The sequence below is a fragment of the Pseudomonas sp. 1 genome (assembly GCF_056626735.1).
The window spans coordinates 1-16,132 of sequence record NZ_JBWXMQ010000019.1; the positions used below are offsets into that span (position 1 = coordinate 1).

Genomic DNA, 16,132 nt, shown 5'->3' on the forward strand with positions numbered 1-16,132 from the left:
GCATTATGCGGGCTTTTTTTGTTGCGGCTGATTCTTGACACTGGCCGGTCACGTTCTCTAGGATGCCGCTCATGCGCCGATTTAAACAGCTACTTGCGGGGCGCCAGGTGACTATTCTTCAGTTGCCGTCAGAAGCCGGAACAGGGCTTCGAAATACCGCTAAAGCGCTGGTTCGGTGTTGCCTCTCACCTGCCATGCAGACTTTTGAGGCAGAGACACGACACGATGAATGCACTACGCCCTCCAGCACGTCCCGCGCCGATCACGGCACACATCACCCAGCGCAATCCGAAAATCCTGCTTGGCGGCAAACATCAGCCGACGCTGTTGCGTTATCTCGATGGCTGGCCACGTCGCAGCGGCGGTCCTGCCGCATTTCTGATCCAGTTTGTCGAAGACGGTGAGTCGCTGGCGCGTTTTGCCGATGACAGCTTCGATCTGGCCGTCATTCAGGCTCCGAGTCTTGAAGAAGCGCCGGAAATGATTCGCCAACTGACCCGCGTCGCACGCCAGGGCCTGATTACCCGGCGCTGAGCGTCAGGGATATTCGATCGCCACGATGTAGACGAACTGTTCGCCGGTCGGCGTCTGTACTCGCACTTCAGCATCCAGCGCCTTGCCGATAAGGGCGCGGGCCAGTGGTGAGTCGATGCTGATCAGGCCGAGTTTCAGGTCCAGTTCGTCCGGGCCGACGATGCGATAGCGCGACTGTTTGCCGTCCTCGTCTTCGATGGTCACCCAGGCGCCGAAATAGACCTTGTTCGGATCACTCGGTTTTTCGCTGACCACTTTGAGCGCTTCAAGGCGTTTGGTGAGAAAACGCACGCGACTGTCGATCTCGCGCAGCATTTTCTTGCCGTAGGTGTACTCGGCATTTTCCGAACGATCACCCTGAGCCGCTGCCTCGCTGACCGATTGCGTCACTTGCGGACGGCGCACATGCCACAGCTCATGGAATTCGGCCCGCATCCGCGCTTCACCCTCAGGGGTGATCAGCGCGGTGCCAGCGGTGCGGGGAGGGCGATAACGGCTCATGGCAAGTTCTTTTGAGGGAGACGGCTGGAGTCTATCAACCCTCACGCAACACTGTCAGCGGGCTGGCGTTGAGCGCACGCCGTGTGCCGAACACCCCGGCGCCACCAATCAGCGCCGCGCCGATCAACGGCAACAGCAGCAACCACGGATGGGGATGCCAAGGCAGATCGAAGGCGAAGCGATACAGCACCAGGCTCACCACTTCCGAACCGATGGCCGCGAGCAATCCGCTGACCGCGCCGAGCAAGCCGAACTCGATCCGTCGCGCCTTGATCAACAATTGCCGCTCGGCACCCAGCGCACGCAAAAGCGCCCCCTGGCGAATGCGTTCATCCAGCGTTGCCTGCAACCCTGAAAACAACACCGCCATCCCCGCCGCCAACACAAACAACAGCACATACTCCACCGCCAGGGTGACTTGGGCGAGGATGCTGCGCAGCTGTTCGAGCAAGGCTTCGACCTGCAGGATGGTCACCGCCGGAAACGCTCGCGACAACTCGACAATCTGCTGATCGTGGCCGGGCGCCAGATAGAAGCTGGTCAGGTAAGTCGCCGGCAGATCCTTCAAGGTGCCGGGCTGGAAGATCATGAAGAAGTTCGGCTGGAAGTTGTCCCAGTTGATCTCCCGCAGACTGGTGACCTTCGCCTCGCGATTGACCCCGCCGACGCTGAACACCATGTGATCGCCCAGTTTGAGTTTCAGGCTTTCGGCCACTTTGCCTTCGACCGAAACGCCCGGAACGTCATCCGAAGGTTGACCGGTCCACCACGAGCCGGCGGTGATTTTATTGCCCGCCGGCAGGTCGGCCGACCAGGTCAGGCTCAGGTCGCGCTGGATGGCACGGTCGCCGGCCGAATCCTTGCTGACGATCTGCTGCACCGCCTCGCCATTGATGCTGATCAGCCGTCCCGGCACCACCGGATACAACGGCGCGGCCTGGGCCGAGACATTGATCAGGTGATCGGTGAAGGCCTGTTTGTCCGCCGGCAGGATGTTCAGAGCGAAGTAGTTGGGTGCGTTTTTCGGCAACTGGTTTTGCCAAGTGTCGAGCAGTTCGCCGCGCAGCAGTGCAATCAAAGCCATGGACAGCAGAATCAGCCCGAAGGCCAATGACTGGCCAGCCGCCGCCAAAGGATGGCGCAACAACTGACCCAGACCAAGCCGCCACGGCAGGGACGCGCGTGCGAGCAGGCGACGCAGACTCTGCAGCAGCAACAGCAGCAAGCCGCCGAGCACCAGCGCGGCCACCACGCCACCGCCAAGCAGGGCGAATGTCAGCAGCAGGTCCAGACTCAGGCGCCACATGATCAGCCCAAGCGCGCCGAGTGCCGCGCCATAGACCATCCAGGTACTCGACGGAATCGGCAGCATGTCCCGGCGCAATACCCGCAATGGCGGCACGCGGCCCAGTGCGGCGAGCGGTGGCAGGGCGAAACCTGCCAGGGCGACCAGTCCGGTGCCGATTCCGGCGAGCGCCGGCAGCAAGCCACCCGGCGGTACGTCGGTCGGCAGCAGATCATGCAACAGCGCGAACAATCCCAATTGTGCGAGCCAGCCGAGCAGGGCGCCGCTGAGGCTGGCGAGCAGGCCGAGCACTGTCAGTTGCAGACTGAACAGCACCAGGGTTTCCCGGCGCGACAAGCCCAGGCAACGCAGCAGGGCGCTGGCATCGAAACGTCGACTGGCAAAGCGGTTGGCCGACAACGCCACCGCCACCCCCGCCAGAAGCACGGCGACCAGACTGGCCATGTTCAGATAACGTTCGGCCTTGCCCAGTGCGCCGCCGATCTGTCGGTTGCCGTCGCGGGCATCCTGAATCCGCTGGTTGGCGGCGAGGCCCGGTTTGATCAGTTGACGATAGGTTTCCAGCGCTTGCGGCTCACCGCGCCAGAGTTCGCGATAGCTCACCCGGCTGCCGGGTTGCACCACGCCGGTCGCGGCGAGATCGTCGAGGTTGATCATTACGCGTGGTGTGAGGCTGTAGAAGTTGCCCGCGCGATCGGGCTCGTAGGTCAGCACTCGCGTCAGTTTCAATGTCTTCATGCCGACGTCGATACTGTCGCCGATTTTCAGGTCCAGCGCCGTCAGCAGGCGTGCTTCGACCCAGGCTTCACCGGGCTGCGGCTCGCCTCCGGCTTCTTCCGTCGCGTAAGGGGCGGGGGCGCTTTTCAGCTCGCCGCGCAGCGGATAGGCGCGGTCGACAGCTTTGATGCTGGAGAGCTGAATGCCGTTGTCCGTAGCGATGACGCTGGAAAACTCCACCACCTGCGCATGGTCCAGCCGCAGCTCGGTGCCGCTCCGGATCTGCTCCGGTCGGGCTGGCGAGCTGCCTTCGAGCGACAGGTCGGCGCCGAGAAACTCGGTGGCGCGCAGCATCATTGCGCCGTTGAGGCGGGCGCCGAAATAACCGATCGCGGTACTCGCCGCCACCGCCACGACCAAGGCGAAAAACAGCACCCGCAGTTCACCGGCGCGGGCATCGCGCATCAGTTGGCGCAGGGCGAGACTGAACAGACGCAACAGCGGCAGACGTGCCATCAAGGCTCCAGAGGGGCGACCAACAGGCCGGCTTCAAGACGGATCAGGCGCCGGCACCGATGGGCCAGGCGTTCATCGTGGGTCACCAGCACCAGGGTGGTGCCGCGTTCCTTGTTCAATTCGAACAGCAAGTCACTGATGCGCTCGCCGGTGTGACTGTCGAGGTTGCCGGTGGGTTCGTCGGCGAACAGCACGTCCGGCTCGGCGGCGAAGGCCCGGGCAATTGCAACGCGTTGCTGCTCACCCCCGGAGAGTTGGCGCGGCGAGTGAGTCAGGCGCTGGCCGAGGCCGACCCGTTGCAGCAGTTCGGTGGCGCGGCTTCTGGCGTCTTTGCGGCCGTCGAGCTCCAGCGGCAGCATGACGTTTTCCAGCGCGTTGAGGCTGTCGAGCAACTGGAACGACTGAAAGACGAAACCCACATGCTCGGCACGAATGCGCGCGCGCTGGTCTTCGTCGAGATTGCTCAGGCCTTGCCCGGCGAGAGTCACTTCGCCGCTGCTCGGCAGGTCGAGGCCGGCAAGCAGACCCAGAAGGGTGGATTTGCCGGAACCGGACGCGCCGACGATGGCCAGGCTATCGCCCTTGTTCAGTTCCAGGCTGAGTTCGTGCAGGATGGTCAGTTCACCTTCCGCGCTGGGAACCACTTTGCTAAGGTTCTTCGCGGTGAGAATGCTTGCGCCCATGGAGAATCCGATGCGTGTGTGGTTTTTGAGTGCTGGCCTGGCCTTGATGTGCATGGCCCAGAACGCAGCGGCGGGTACAGTCCTGATCGTTGGCGATAGTATCAGCGCCGGTTTCGGACTGGATACCCGGCTGGGGTGGGTGTCGTTACTCGAACAGCGGCTCAAGACCGAAGGGTTTGACGACAAAGTGGTCAATGCGTCCATCAGTGGCGACACCAGTGCCGGAGGCCAGGCGCGGCTGCCTGCGCTGCTTGCAGAGCACAAACCGGAACTGGTGATCCTCGAATTGGGCGGCAACGATGGCCTGCGCGGAATGCCGCCCACGCAATTGCAACAAAATCTTGCTTCGATGATCGACAGCTCCCGGCAGAGCGGTGCCAAGGTGCTGTTGCTTGGCATGCAATTGCCGCCCAACTACGGCAAGCGCTACACCGATGCCTTTGCCGAGGTTTACGGCAAACTCGCCGAGGAGAAAAAAATCCCGCTGGTGCCATTTTTCCTCGACGGCGTGGGCGGGCATCCGGACCTGATGCAGGCCGACGGTCTGCACCCGGCAGCCGGGGCTCAGGGCAAGTTGCTGGAAAATGTCTGGCCGACGCTAAAACCGCTGCTATGAGGCTTTTCTAGCGGCAGGCTTTCGGCTAATGTGGCGCCCCCTTATTTGGAGCCCCCGATGCCGCGTCCTGCCTGGTCCCTGTTCGCCTACCAACTGATCGAGCCTGACGAACAGCTGGATCTGTTCGCCTGCCAGGAAGTGCGGGTGCATCTGGTGACCCGTCAACTGGAGCTCGGCGGCTCGGCAGACCGGACCCTGTGCGGCAGTCTGCTGCCGGCGCAACCGCGCTGGTCGAGCGTGGATCGCCGGGTGTTTCAGGATCAGCGCCTGTGCTCGCTGTGCCGGGCGATCCTTGAATCGCAGAAGCGCGGCACCTCGCCGATCTGGCCCGAGTTGCGTTTCGAGCTTTAAGCTCAGCCATCTCCGAATGCAGTCGGAGCTAGCGCCAGCTTCAATCATGAAGAGTGATGCCAGCCCATCGGCGCATCTCCCCGAATTCTCTGGGCGCGGTGTACAATCGCGTTCTTATTACCCTTGTCGATCTTGCGAAGGATTCTCCGGATGTTGCCGCGTTTTCCTGCCGTCACCCGCTGCCTGTCTCTTGCCGCCCTGTGCGTGGCCGGTCCCGTTGCCGCACTGGAGTTTCCCCTGCCACCGCCTGGTGAAGACATCATCGGCCAGGTGCAGGTGATCAAGGCCAAGTACGAAGACACCTTTGCCGATCTGGGCACCACTTACGATCTTGGCTATTCGGAAATGGTCGCGGCCAACCCGGGCGTCGATGCCTGGCTGCCGGGCGCCGGCACCGAAATCGTTCTTCCGACCCGCTTCATCCTGCCACCGGGCCCGCGTGAAGGCATTGTGATCAACCTCGCCGAATACCGCCTCTACTACTACCCGAAAGGCCGGAACGTGGTGTACACCTTCCCGCTGGGTATCGGTCGTGAAGGCTGGGGCTCGCCGATCGCCCACACCACGATCACTGCCAAGACACCGAATCCGACCTGGACGCCACCGGCCTCGATCAAGGCGGAACACGCCGCTGACGGTGATCCGCTGCCGAACGTGGTGCCGGCGGGTCCGGACAATCCGCTGGGTCCGTTCAAGTTCACTCTGGGCACGCCGGGCTACCTGATCCACGGCTCGAACAAGAAGTTCGGTATCGGCATGCGTACCAGCCATGGCTGTTTCCGCATGTTCAACAACAACGTGCTGGAAATGGCCAGCATGGTGCCGGTGGGTACTTCGGTACGAATCCTCAACGACGCTTACAAGTTCGGTCGCAGTGGCGGCAAGATCTATCTGGAAGCGCACACGCCGATCGACGACAAGGGCAACCCGTCGGTGGTCGACAAGCACACCGCCGTGATCAACGCGATGCTCAAGCGCGAAGACATCACCAACAACCTGCGCATGAACTGGGATGTGGTGCGTGATGTGGTGGCGGCCGAAGATGGCCTGCCCACCGAAATCGGCACACCGAACACCTCGGCGCCAATGGTCTCCAGCGCACCGATCGACCTGCAGCAATAAGCTGAAAGATGAAACCCGCCGAGGCTTGCGCAGCGGCGGGTTTTTTGTTGCCTGCCGAAAACCGCAGGCACAAAAAAAGCCGACCCGAAAAACGGGTCGGCTTGATAACAATCCCGAAGGACTATTACTTGCGGCTAGCTTTTTCCAGCATGCGCAGAGCACGCTCGTTAGCTTCGTCAGCAGTCTGTTGTGCTTTTTGAGCAGCAGCCAGAGCTTCATCAGCTTTACGGTAAGCTTCGTCTGCACGAGCCTGGGCGCGAGCAGCTGCGTCTTCAGTAGCGGTCAGACGTGCTTCGGTTTCTTTCGATGCGCTGCTGCAACCGGTAGCCAGAACTGCGGCCAGAGCCAGAGCAGAGAATTTCAGAACGTTGTTCATCGTGTTCCCCTTCAAGGACTTTCAATTAAGTGGCTGTCTCCTCCGATTGAGGAAATAGCCGGCGTACATACTACCCATTACTTGTAGTAAGTAAACTGACGTGAGGCAAGAAGCAAAAAAAATTGTAGGCGTTGATTCTTTTTCGAGCAACTTTTAACTGGGCTGTATAAAAAATATCCACCTGTAAGCCGCGAGATGAGTGAGTTAATGAGAAAAAGTTCCCGTTGCCCTTCGCTGTTTTGCAGGTAGTGGCTAAAGTCTGTCTATATGGATTCGTCCACACTTCTGTTGCGAATTTGCGCAGCGCCTCGCATATCTTTGTCCATGTTGAGGTGACTTTAAAACAGGGGGCTCGTCTTAAGTCTCAACATCCGGCGATGTTCAGCCTTTCGGCTCGGGAAGATCGTCTCCCGAACCGGACCTGAGTCCACTGAAATTGCCCCGTCGATCTGAGTAAAGACGAGCGTACCTTGAGCATTTTCGCCAATGGTGCCTACTATTTGATACGTGCTCGGGTTGCGCGAGATCGGTGCAGTTCTTCTCGGTGTCCATCAGGCACAGGGTGGCGTAGATGTTCCTTCGCCGGGAAAACATCGGTAAGGTAGGGGTCAGAATTCGAGACCCGCGAGGAGTAGTGATGAGCGAGGCGTTGTCCATCCACCATGACCAGGCTGGTCATCAGTTCGAGACCAATGTGGACGGTCATCGTGCCTATCTGACTTATATGGATCTGGGGAAACAGACCCTGGATATCTACCGCACCTTCGTGCCCAACGCCTTGCGTGGCCGAGGCATCGCGGCTGCCCTGACCGAACGGGCGTTGCAGTACGCCGATGAAATGGGTTACACGGTCATTCCTTCGTGCTCCTACGTGGAGCGTTATATGGAGCGTCATCAGCGGCGCACCGCCAAGATCTGACTGACCTCACCGCACACACAAAAACGCCGGGCAATGCCCGGCGTTTTTTTATGCCTGCGAAACGGCTGTCAGCCGCGCTGACGTTTCGGCAGGACATCCTTGAGCTTGGCGTGCATGCTGCGCAAGGTGTTTTCGGTAGCGGACCAGTCGATGCACGCATCGGTGATCGACACGCCGTATTGCAGGTCGGCGAGGTCTTTCGGGATCGCCTGGCAGCCCCAGTTCAGATGACTCTCGACCATCAGGCCGATGATCGACTGGTTGCCTTCAAGGATCTGGTTGGCAACGTTCTCCATCACCAGCGGTTGCAGGGCCGGATCCTTGTTGGAGTTGGCGTGGCTGCAATCGACCATGATGTTCGGCTTGATCTTCGCCTTGTTCAGCGCCTGCTCGCACAGGGCGACGCTCACCGAATCGTAGTTCGGCTTGCCGTTACCACCGCGCAGCACCACGTGACCGTAGGCGTTGCCCTTGGTGGTGACGATCGACACGCCACCTTCCTGATTGATGCCCAGGAAACGGTGCGGGCTGGAAACCGACTGCAAGGCGTTGATTGCCACAGTCAGGCCGCCGTCGGTGCCGTTCTTGAAACCGACCGCCGAGGACAGGCCGGAAGCCATTTCGCGGTGGGTCTGGGATTCGGTGGTCCGTGCGCCGATGGCCGACCAACTGATCAGGTCCTGCAGATACTGCGGGGAGATCGGGTCGAGGGCTTCAGTGGCAGTCGGCAGGCCTTTCTCGGCCAGGTCCAGCAACAACTGGCGACCGATGTGCAGACCGTCCTGGATCTTGAACGAGTCATCCAGGTATGGGTCGTTGATCAGGCCTTTCCAGCCGACGGTGGTCCGTGGCTTCTCGAAGTAAACGCGCATGACCAGATACAGGGTGTCCGACACTTCTGCCGCCAGCACTTTCAGGCGATCGGCATATTCGTGGGCAGCCTTGATGTCGTGGATCGAGCAGGGGCCGATCACCACGAACAGACGATGGTCAGTGCCATCGAGAATGTTGCGGATGACTTCGCGACCCTTGGTGACGGTGCGCAGGGCAGCGTCGCTCAGAGGGATATCACGCTTGAGCTGATCAGGAGTGATCAGGGTCTCGTTGGAAGCGACGTTCAGGTCGTTGATCGGTAAATCAGCCATCGTTTACTCGTCAGGTCACGGGTGCCGGCCGCCAGCGATCCCCGCGCGGCGGAGCACAGCGGATTTAAGCGCGTCGGGGAGCCGAACCTTATCGCGTTAGGCGCCTGCTAGACAATGGGCAAGTAACTGTTCAGTCCGGCACTGGCTGCGCAAAAGCTTTGCGAACGGTGTCGTGAGAGAACTCGTCGGCGTGTTGTTCGACCCATTGCAGGGCCAGGGCCTGAATATCCTGGAGATCGTCGTGGGCATCGTTGAGTCGGCAATAGCGTTCGATCTGACACACCTGTTCACCCATTCGCGCACTGAACAGCGTCTGTTCGTCGGTGAAGGCGATGCCCACCAGATAGCCTTTTTTACGTCGCAGGCACCAGGCCACGTAGCCCGGATAACAGATGTCGGCGTTGAGGGTCGGCATGCGTACCTGCAAGGCGGTGCCATGGCGCCAGGCACGGTGGTAATTGCAAGCGATGCCGCCGAGGCTGATAGTGTGCAGCCGTTGACGCGAAATACACTCCGGTGTGAGCAAGGTCAATTCAACGGGCACATCATCCGGATGAGGAATAAACCGTCCCATGAGCACAGACTCCCTGTGTCGGCCATTTGACATTGTTTCCCCCAGTATAGTGGTCGAATCGCAGCTGACCGATTTCGACGCCGACCAACGGCTGCTGGCGATGGACGGCGTTTCGCTGGTGATCTTCACCAGTGTCGGCTGCGCCAGTTGTCGCTATGCCCGCGAAGTGTTGCCGGGGTTCGACTTGACCGTCGATCGCGTGTGCTGGATCGATGCCGGTGACAACGGCGGACTGGTCGAGCGTTATCAGGTCTTTCATTTGCCGGCGCTGTTTGTGGTGCGCGACGGCGAGTTTTTTGGGGCAGTGCACACGCGCCTGAATGTCGATGAGCTGAACGCAGCCGTGGCGCAGGCGCTGGGTCGAATTGCAGAGGAGTTGCCGTGATGGGAGCAGTTAACAAACCGGTGGTGGGGATCATTGGCACCGGCGCCATCGGAGGGTTTTACGGAGTGATGCTGGCCCGGGCCGGGTTCGATGTGCACTTTCTATTGCGCAGTGAATTTTCAACAGTCGCCGAGCGCGGCTTGCAAGTGGACAGTGCCGTGCATGGCGCATTGACGCTAAACCCGGTGCAGGCCTATTCGTCAGCAGAAGACATGCCGCCCTGCGACTGGCTGCTGGTCGGCGCCAAGACCACCAGCAATGCCGGGCTGGCACCGTCGATCATTCAGGCGGCGAAACCCGACGCGAAAGTGCTGTTGTTGCAAAACGGCCTCGATGTCGAAGACAGCTTGCGTGCATTGCTGCCCGATTCCCTGCATTTGCTGGGCGGCTTGTGCCTGATCTGCGTCCACCGTGAAGGGCCGGGGCAGGTCACTCACCAGGCGCTGGGGGCGGTGAACGTCGGTTATCACAGCGGCCCGGCACCGGATGAAGCGGCGCGCATGGCGATCGTCGAGGAGGGCGCCGGCCTGTTTCGGGCCGCCGGTCTCGACTCCCAGGCGATGCCGAACCTGCATCAGGCGCGCTGGCAGAAGCTGGTGTGGAACATTCCCTACAACGGGCTTTCGGTGTTGCTCGGTGCCGGCACCACGCCATTGATGGCCGACACTGACAGCCGCGCATTGATTCAGGCGCTGATGGCTGAAGTGGTGCAGGGCGCCAAGGCCTGCGGCCACGACATGCCGCCCGGTTACGCCGAATACCTGTTCATGATGACCGAGAAAATGCCCGACTATTGGCCGAGCATGTACCACGACTTTTTGCACAAGCGACCGCTGGAGCTGGAGGCGATCTACGCTCGTCCTTTGGCGGCGGCAAAAGCGGCAGGCTGCGAGTTGCCGCGTATCGAGTCGTTGTATCGCACATTGAGCTTTATCGATCGGCGCAACGTATAAACCGGTCGCACGGGGGGAAAGGCATGGCCAAGAATATCGATGACAAACTGGTGCTGGCGATTTCGTCCCGTGCCCTGTTCGACCTGAGCGAAAGTCACAAGGTGTATGAGTCGAGTGGCGTGGAAGCCTACCGGCAATATCAGATCGATCACGAAGACGAAATTCTCGCGCCGGGCGATGCCTTTCCGCTGGTGGAAAAACTGCTCAACCTCAACAGTCGCCTCGGCCGCGCCCGGGTCGAGGTGATTCTGGTGTCGCGCAACAGTGCTGACACCGGCCTGCGCGTTTTCAATTCCATTGGTCATTACGGCCTGGCGATTTCCCGTGCTGCGTTTGTCGGCGGGCGCAGTCCTTATCCGTACCTGAAGGCTTTCGGTTGCGACCTGTTTCTCTCCACCCATGCCGAAGACGTGCGCGCCGCACTGGATGCCGGTTTTGCGGCGGCGACCATTCTGTCCGGCGGCGCCAGCCGTGCGGCCAGCGATGAATTGCGCATCGCCTTCGACGGGGACGCGGTGCTGTTTTCCGACGAGTCGGAACGGGTTTATCAATCCGGTGGCCTCGAAGCCTTCCAGGCCAAGGAGCGTGAATCCGCGCGCGAACCGTTGCGCGGCGGTCCGTTCAAGGGCTTCCTCGCGGCACTCAATCTGTTGCAGCGCGAATTCTCCGATGAGGAATGCCCGATCCGTACGGCACTGGTCACTGCGCGTTCGGCTCCGGCCCACGAGCGGGTGATTCGCACCTTGCGTGAGTGGGACATTCGTCTGGACGAATCGCTGTTTCTCGGTGGCTTGAACAAATCGGCGTTCCTCGAAGCCTTCGCCGCCGACGTGTTTTTCGACGATCAGGCCGGCCACTGCGAGTTGGCCCGGGAAGTCGTGGCAACCGGTCACGTACCCCACGGCATCAGCAACGAACCGGCGGTCTAGAGCGCACGTTGTTCAAGACGTTGCGTCGCACGTCGTACTCGCGAAGGCACTGCTAAGCTGAATCAAATCTCCGCCATGTTGGCACGCGAGGAGGTCATATGATTCGTTCGATGCTGTATGCCACTGACCTCGGTCTGTACGCACCGTTAGTGATGCAGCATGCCTTGGCAATGGCACGAACGTTCAATGCCGATCTGTACGTGGTGCACGCGGTGGAGCCCATGGGGCTGTTTGCCGAATCGGTGTTGCAGAGCTATCTCGACGAACAGGCATTGAACGAATTCCACAGTCAGGGTCTGAAAACCGTTATCGCCAATATCGAGCAACGGGTGCTCGACAGCTTTCGTGAAGAGCTGGGGGACGAGGGCGAGCAGGACCTGCAGCGGATACGCGCGGTACGGGTGCTGCAGGGCGATCCGTCACAGGTGATTCTCGATCAGGTGCAGAAACTCTCTGTCGATTTGCTGATCGTAGGAAGTCACAGCCATGGGGTCGGGGCGGAGACACCCCTGGGGCGAACGGCAGCACGGCTGCTGCAATTGTCCAAGGTGCCGGTTTATCTGGTGCCGTTGGTGGAGCGTCGGCGTCGGGAGGATCGCTGAAGCAGGAATAATGGCCCTTTGATAAAAAAGTTCTAGATTTATTATTCAAACCATTAATATAGTTATATATCGTCGCTGATGCCCGTGGCGTCTACCTGCTTTGAGGGATTCATATGAAGCTTCAACAATTGCGCTACATCTGGGAAGTGGCGCACCACGACCTCAACGTTTCCGCTACAGCCCAAAGCCTCTACACCTCGCAACCGGGCATCAGTAAACAAATCCGTCTGCTGGAAGACGAACTGGGCGTCGAAGTATTCGCCCGCAGCGGCAAGCACCTGACCCGCGTCACCCCGGCCGGCGAGCGCATCATCACCACTGCCGGTGAGATTCTGCGCAAGGTCGAAAGCATCAAGCAGATCGCTCAGGAATTCTCCAACGAGAAGAAGGGCACCCTGTCGATCGCCACCACTCACACCCAGGCGCGTTATGCACTGCCGCCGGTGATCAGCAACTTCATCAAGCAATACCCGGACGTGGCGCTGCACATGCACCAGGGTTCGCCGATGCAGATCGCCGAAATGGCCGCTGACGGCACCGTCGATTTCGCCATCGCCACTGAAGCGCTGGAGCTGTTCGGCGATCTGGTGATGATGCCGTGCTACCGCTGGAACCGTTGCGTGGTCGTGCCTCAGGGCCACCCGCTGACCAAGCTGCCGAAGCTGACCCTCGAAGCGCTGGCCGAATACCCGATCGTGACTTACGTGTTCGGTTTCACCGGCCGTTCGAAACTCGACGAAGCCTTCAGCCATCGCGGCCTGACGCCGAAAGTGGTGTTCACCGCTGCCGACGCCGACGTCATCAAAACCTATGTGCGCCTGGGGCTGGGTGTGGGCATCGTGGCGAAAATGGCAGTCGACACCAAACTCGATAACGATCTGGTGGTACTCGATGCCAGCGAGCTGTTCGAGTCCAGCGTGACCAAGATCGGTTTCCGTCGTGGCACTTTCCTGCGCGGCTTCATGTGCGACTTCATTGAAAAATTCGCGCCGCACCTGACCCGCGATGTCATGGCCAAGGCCATTCAGTGCCACAACAAGCAGGAACTGGAAGAGCTGTTCGAAGGCGTCGAACTGCCGGTCCACTAAGCCCCTGTCACCAAGCGCCTGTCTACAGCACCTCGGTGACAGCAAACTGTTGCCGGGTGCCTGCCACCAGAATCTCCACCTCGTCACCCTCGAACTTGCCCAGCAGGCTTTTCCCCAGCGGCGAGCGCGGGGTGATGACGGTAATCGGCTGACCCACCACGTCGACTTTCAAGCCCGCGGCATCCGGTGCCAGAAACAGCCATTGCTCGCGACCTTTTTCGTCTTCCAGACCAAGCAGGGCGCCGACTTCAATCCCTCGCTGATCGTCGTATGCACGCAGCGTCAGGTTCTGGCACAGCGCCAGCGAGTGACGAATCTCCTCGACCCGTTTTGCCTGGCCCGCCGCCAGGTACGAAGCCTCAAGTCCCAGGGTGTCGTACTTGTTTTCGGCGATGTTCTCTTCGTGGGTCGCAGTTTCGTAAGCGGTTTGCGCCGCGCGTTCGGCGATGTCGAGGTCGACGCGCAGCCTGTCGAGAATCAGTTGGTGAACCGTCTGTTTATTCATGATCAATCGCAGAATTGCAGGACATTGGCGCGGCTTTTTTCGCTCGGGGCCGTCTGATCCTGTTGCAGCCAGAACTGGCATTTGGGATTCGACAGATTGCGTGTGTTGCCTCGGGCCTGATCCAGGCGTGCCTGTTGTTCGTTCTTGCGCAGGTTTTCTTCGTACTGCTCGAACAGGCGGTTTTGTGGCTCAGGTTCTGGCTGTGGCTGGGCGGCCACCGCAGGCTTGCTCAGTTGTTGTACCGCCTGCGCCACCGGCTGCAACTGATGGCTGAAGAGAGACGAGGCGAGCCAGCACGTCAGCGCAATGGCCAGGAAACCCAGCCACAAACCCAGCGCAATGCTGCCGGTCAATTGCAGCGCGCTAAGCTGAACAGGCAAGGGGCGACGGGGATTGGGACGATAGGGCATGGCTGCCTCCTGGCGGATGAATGCGGGCGAGTGGCGATTGTCGCACGAAGATTAATTGCCGTCGGCTCTTCTGCATGGAGACATTTATGCGGACAATCGGCGCTTTTGCCAACGGGAGCCTTGAATGCCGCAACCGATAACCCGCTGGGACATTTTTTGTACGGTCGTCGACAACTACGGCGACATCGGCGTGACCTGGCGTCTGGCCCGGCAACTGGTCAGTGAACATGCAATGACGGTGCGACTGTGGGTCGATGACCTGCGCGCCTTCGAGCGCATCTGCCCGGAAATCGACATCCATCTTGACCAGCAAAGGCAGCAGGGTGTCGAAGTCCGACACTGGTCGGCTGAATGGCCGGAAACGGACGCCGCCGACGTAGTGATCGCCGCGTTTGCCTGCCAGTTGCCGAGTCTCTACATGGACGCCATGGCCGCGCGGCAGAAGCCGCCGTTGTGGATGAACCTCGACTACCTCAGTGCCGAAGACTGGGTGGTCGGTTGCCACGGTCTGCCGTCAGTGAAGTACAAGTCGGTGCAGAAGTACTTTTTCTTTCCGGGATTCCAGCCGGGGACCGGTGGCCTTTTGCGTGAGAGCGGTTTGCTGGAGCGGCGCCAGCAGTTTCAGCAGGATCCCGAGGCGCAGCGACAATTCCTGCACGGTCTGGGGATCGTTCCTGTGCCCGGTGCGCAGTTGATTTCGCTGTTTGCCTACGAGAATGCCGGACTCGCCAGTTGGCTGGATGTACTCGCCGCTGACTCGACGCCCACTCATCTGCTGGTGCCGGAAGGGCGGATTCTCGGTGATGTCGCGCGCTGGCTCGGTGTCGAGTCACTGTCGGTCGGCGACTTCAATGTGCGTCAGTCGCTGACCGTGCAGGTGCTGCCGTTCGTCCGGCAGGATCAATATGACCAATTGCTCTGGTGCTGCGATTTCAATGCGGTGCGCGGCGAGGACTCGTTTGTCCGGGCGCAATGGGCGGGGCGTCCGATGCTGTGGCACATCTATCAGCAGGACGAAGACATCCATCTCGACAAGCTCGACGCCTTCCTTGCGCTCTACACAAAGCGCCTTTCGCCCGTAGCTGCCGAGGCGATGAACGGTCTCTGGCGCGCCTGGAGTGCCGGGCAGCCTATCGGCGATCACTGGCTCGAGGCCCGAAAACACTGGCCTGCACTGCAGGAAAATGCCCGCGCGTGGTGTCTGGAACAGGCCTCGCAGGCGGATCTTGCGACGGCGCTGGTACAGTTTTACCGAAATTGGATATGATACGCGGCCTAGATTTTTGTAAATCCCATCCAAATTCGGATATTCGCAATGAAAACTGGTAAAGAACTCAAACCCGGTACCGTGATCCGTATCGACAACGATCCTTGGCTGGTTCAGAAAGCTGAATTCACCAAGTCGGGCCGTAACAGCGCGATCATGAAGACCAAGCTGAAGAACCTGCTGACCGGTTACAAGACCGAAACCGTTTACGGTGCGGACGACAAGCTGGACGACGTGATCCTGGATCGTAAAGAAGCGACCCTGTCCTTCATCAGCGGTGACTCCTACACGTTCATGGACACCACCGACTACACCATGTACGAGCTGAACGCCGAAGACATCGAAAGCGTTCTGCCATTCGTGGAAGAAGGCATGACCGACGTTTGCGAAGCGGTATTCTTCGAAGGCCGTCTGGTTTCCGTAGAGCTGCCGACCACCATCGTGCGTCAGGTTGACTACACCGAAGGTTCCGCTCGCGGTGACACTTCCGGCAAGGTGATGAAGCCTGCCAAACTGAAGAACGGTACCGAGCTGTCGGTTGCTGACTTCATCGAAATCGGCGACATGATCGAGATCGATACCCGCGAAGGCGGTTCCTACAAAGGCCGTGCCAAATAAGCACTGTTTTTTGCG

At 60.0% G+C, this 16,132-nt stretch carries 20 protein-coding genes; 12 read left to right on the plus strand and 8 right to left on the minus strand.

What is annotated here, in order from left to right:
- The first annotated feature begins 225 nt into the window (after nt 1-225).
- Nucleotides 226-534, plus strand: a complete 309-nt coding sequence (locus AC1MDC_RS24160) for a hypothetical protein (RefSeq protein WP_085607170.1) — start codon at nt 226-228, stop codon at nt 532-534.
- A 3-nt stretch (nt 535-537) separates the two neighbouring features.
- Here AC1MDC_RS24160 and greB read toward each other — a convergent pair whose 3' ends face one another.
- Genes greB through AC1MDC_RS24175 form a run of 3 tightly spaced genes read right to left on the minus strand, consistent with a single transcriptional unit; the run spans nt 538 to nt 4,257 of the window.
- Entirely contained in the window at nt 538-1,035 is a 498-nt protein-coding gene (gene greB, locus AC1MDC_RS24165; RefSeq protein WP_039770483.1) for a transcription elongation factor GreB, read from the minus strand.
- A 34-nt stretch (nt 1,036-1,069) separates the two neighbouring features.
- Entirely contained in the window at nt 1,070-3,574 is a 2,505-nt protein-coding gene (locus AC1MDC_RS24170; RefSeq protein ID WP_480393834.1) for an ABC transporter permease, read from the minus strand.
- Nucleotides 3,574-4,257 (minus strand): ABC transporter ATP-binding protein, encoded by a 684-nt coding sequence (locus AC1MDC_RS24175; protein ID WP_007955651.1) that lies wholly within the window; start codon nt 4,255-4,257, stop codon nt 3,574-3,576. Before AC1MDC_RS24175 ends, AC1MDC_RS24170 begins: the two co-directional genes overlap by 1 nt.
- Before the next feature lie 10 nt (nt 4,258-4,267).
- Between AC1MDC_RS24175 and AC1MDC_RS24180 the strand changes: the two genes are divergently transcribed.
- The 3 genes from AC1MDC_RS24180 (at nt 4,268) to AC1MDC_RS24190 (ending at nt 6,346) form a co-directional block, all read left to right on the plus strand.
- The gene (locus AC1MDC_RS24180) at nt 4,268-4,873 is read left to right on the plus strand and encodes an arylesterase (protein WP_007955652.1); all 606 of its coding nucleotides are present in this window, start codon (nt 4,268-4,270) and stop codon (nt 4,871-4,873) included.
- 57 nt (nt 4,874-4,930) lie between these two features.
- Complete coding sequence (locus AC1MDC_RS24185; RefSeq protein WP_003226812.1) at nt 4,931-5,224, plus strand: hypothetical protein; 294 nt, start codon at nt 4,931-4,933, stop codon at nt 5,222-5,224.
- A 150-nt stretch (nt 5,225-5,374) separates the two neighbouring features.
- Nucleotides 5,375-6,346 (plus strand): L,D-transpeptidase family protein, encoded by a 972-nt coding sequence (locus AC1MDC_RS24190; RefSeq protein ID WP_064383316.1) that lies wholly within the window; start codon nt 5,375-5,377, stop codon nt 6,344-6,346.
- Nucleotides 6,347-6,470: 124 nt separating this feature from the next.
- Here the strand turns inward: AC1MDC_RS24190 and oprI are convergent, their stop codons facing one another.
- A complete protein-coding gene (gene oprI / locus AC1MDC_RS24195; protein WP_011335311.1) occupies nt 6,471-6,722 on the minus strand; it encodes an outer membrane lipoprotei OprI in 252 nt (83 codons plus the stop codon).
- Nucleotides 6,723-7,359: 637 nt separating this feature from the next.
- Here oprI and AC1MDC_RS24200 point away from each other — a divergent pair.
- Nucleotides 7,360-7,641, plus strand: a complete 282-nt coding sequence (locus tag AC1MDC_RS24200; protein WP_007955658.1) for a GNAT family N-acetyltransferase — start codon at nt 7,360-7,362, stop codon at nt 7,639-7,641.
- Between the two features lie 68 nt (nt 7,642-7,709).
- Here the strand turns inward: AC1MDC_RS24200 and AC1MDC_RS24205 are convergent, their stop codons facing one another.
- Both AC1MDC_RS24205 and AC1MDC_RS24210 read right to left on the minus strand, forming a co-directional pair.
- Nucleotides 7,710-8,786 (minus strand): 3-deoxy-7-phosphoheptulonate synthase, encoded by a 1,077-nt coding sequence (locus AC1MDC_RS24205; RefSeq protein ID WP_011335309.1) that lies wholly within the window; start codon nt 8,784-8,786, stop codon nt 7,710-7,712.
- Between the two features lie 130 nt (nt 8,787-8,916).
- A complete protein-coding gene (locus AC1MDC_RS24210; RefSeq protein ID WP_085700012.1) occupies nt 8,917-9,360 on the minus strand; it encodes a PilZ domain-containing protein in 444 nt (147 codons plus the stop codon).
- Here AC1MDC_RS24210 and AC1MDC_RS24215 point away from each other — a divergent pair.
- From AC1MDC_RS24215 to cysB, 5 genes are all read left to right on the plus strand, one after another.
- Nucleotides 9,359-9,745, plus strand: a complete 387-nt coding sequence (locus AC1MDC_RS24215; protein WP_085700014.1) for a thioredoxin family protein — start codon at nt 9,359-9,361, stop codon at nt 9,743-9,745. The genes AC1MDC_RS24210 and AC1MDC_RS24215 overlap by 2 nt on opposite strands.
- Complete coding sequence (locus tag AC1MDC_RS24220) at nt 9,742-10,698, plus strand: putative 2-dehydropantoate 2-reductase (protein WP_176247767.1); 957 nt, start codon at nt 9,742-9,744, stop codon at nt 10,696-10,698. The genes AC1MDC_RS24215 and AC1MDC_RS24220 overlap by 4 nt, the downstream gene beginning before the upstream one ends.
- Nucleotides 10,699-10,721: 23 nt before the next feature.
- Nucleotides 10,722-11,627: a 5'-nucleotidase gene (locus tag AC1MDC_RS24225; protein ID WP_085700018.1), complete on the plus strand. Its 906-nt coding sequence runs from the start codon at nt 10,722-10,724 to the stop codon at nt 11,625-11,627.
- 98 nt (nt 11,628-11,725) lie between these two features.
- Nucleotides 11,726-12,229, plus strand: a complete 504-nt coding sequence (locus AC1MDC_RS24230) for a universal stress protein (RefSeq protein ID WP_007955683.1) — start codon at nt 11,726-11,728, stop codon at nt 12,227-12,229.
- A gap of 113 nt (nt 12,230-12,342) precedes the next feature.
- Complete coding sequence (gene cysB, locus AC1MDC_RS24235) at nt 12,343-13,317, plus strand: HTH-type transcriptional regulator CysB (protein ID WP_085700020.1); 975 nt, start codon at nt 12,343-12,345, stop codon at nt 13,315-13,317.
- 22 nt (nt 13,318-13,339) lie between these two features.
- Here cysB and AC1MDC_RS24240 read toward each other — a convergent pair whose 3' ends face one another.
- Entirely contained in the window at nt 13,340-13,822 is a 483-nt protein-coding gene (locus tag AC1MDC_RS24240) for a GreA/GreB family elongation factor (protein ID WP_085704410.1), read from the minus strand.
- A 2-nt stretch (nt 13,823-13,824) separates the two neighbouring features.
- Nucleotides 13,825-14,232 (minus strand): hypothetical protein, encoded by a 408-nt coding sequence (locus AC1MDC_RS24245; protein WP_227233151.1) that lies wholly within the window; start codon nt 14,230-14,232, stop codon nt 13,825-13,827.
- Nucleotides 14,233-14,356: 124 nt separating this feature from the next.
- Between AC1MDC_RS24245 and earP the strand changes: the two genes are divergently transcribed.
- Together earP and AC1MDC_RS24255 are read left to right on the plus strand one after the other, a co-directional pair.
- Nucleotides 14,357-15,499 carry an elongation factor P maturation arginine rhamnosyltransferase EarP gene (gene earP, locus AC1MDC_RS24250; protein ID WP_480393835.1) on the plus strand — a complete coding sequence of 381 codons (1,143 nt, stop codon included), beginning with the start codon at nt 14,357-14,359 and terminating at the stop codon, nt 15,497-15,499.
- Between the two features lie 48 nt (nt 15,500-15,547).
- A complete protein-coding gene (locus AC1MDC_RS24255; protein ID WP_007955690.1) occupies nt 15,548-16,117 on the plus strand; it encodes an elongation factor P in 570 nt (189 codons plus the stop codon).
- Nucleotides 16,118-16,132: the final 15 nt, after the last annotated feature.